This is a genomic window from Clostridium sp. (assembly GCF_051656525.1).
In the GTDB taxonomy this organism is placed as follows: domain Bacteria; phylum Bacillota; class Clostridia; order Clostridiales; family Clostridiaceae; genus Clostridium.
In genome coordinates, this window is the sequence record NZ_JBOGCC010000332.1 from 1 (window position 1) to 1101 (window position 1101).

General features: G+C 31.2%; 1 protein-coding gene. It reads right to left on the reverse strand.

The window, feature by feature from the left end; translation table 11 throughout:
- Positions 1–1101, reverse strand: a 1101-nt coding sequence (locus ACRDDY_RS16470) for a DEAD/DEAH box helicase (protein WP_438566025.1), incomplete at both ends; no start/stop codon positions are given.

Below are 1101 nucleotides of genomic sequence, written 5' to 3' on the forward strand. Positions count from 1 at the left end.
GCCATAAGTAAAAGCTAAATCCAATATTTTTAAGATCTTTTCCATAATAGATAAATCTTTTTCTTTCAAACTTCTCAAAAGGATTAACTATGATATTTCTTGTCATCTCTTTGTCACTATTTAAATACTCAGCCGTATATGGACATGACTTTTTATCCACTGGTAGTCCATCCTCTAAACGCTTTCTGTAGTAACTTATATAATCAGCTTTAACCTTTTCAAAATCAGCTTCTCCATCTTTTTCAAGGTTTTTAATTAAAGCTAATATAAATATTATTTTATACGAAAGGCTGTAACTTCCCTCCTCTATAAACTCCCAAAAATCATCTAAGATAGTAGTTTCATCTCTTTTTTTCAGATTTTTTAAAATTCGTATCTCTTCAACTCTTTCAGGTTTAAATTTATAATAATTAACTCTTCCTAATTTAGTTGAATAATCAGGAACTATTTCTCCTTTTTTTATCCAAGCAGTTATAGTATCTGTAGAAAGAAATAACTCTCTAGCAAGTTCTTCAGAACTTATATAATCTCCATAGATACTTTCAAAAGTTTCTATATCAACCTCTTGTAAATCAATCTCTTTTTCCAAAAGATGTTCCAGGTAAATCATCTCTCCATTCCAAGATCTAACTCCTGTTAGAACATCTCCAAAAGGTGAGTACAACGGATTTTTAAAAAGTGAGTTAGCTGTCCAAGGTACCGATGAAAAAGAGTAGTTATCAACTACATCTATAAGATATAGTGCTTCCTTATTCTCAGCTCTTCGTGTTCCTCTTCCCAGTTGTTGATAATAGATTACTTTTGACATTGTAGGCCTAGCCATAACTATTACAGAAGTTTTTGGAGCATCCCACCCTTCTGATATAAGTTGACATGAAGTAAGAAATCTAATCTCTCCATTTAAATACTTCTCAATATTTTTTTGTGAATCTCTATCTTTTCCAGAAACTGCAGCAGCACTTATACCTCTTTCATTAAGTAGTTTTGCCATCATAGATGCATGAGCTACATTAACACAAAATACTATTCCCTGTTTTGTAGAAAGTCCATCTACATCTTTTCCAAAGTATTTATCAATTGTATCAGCTATAAGTTCATTTC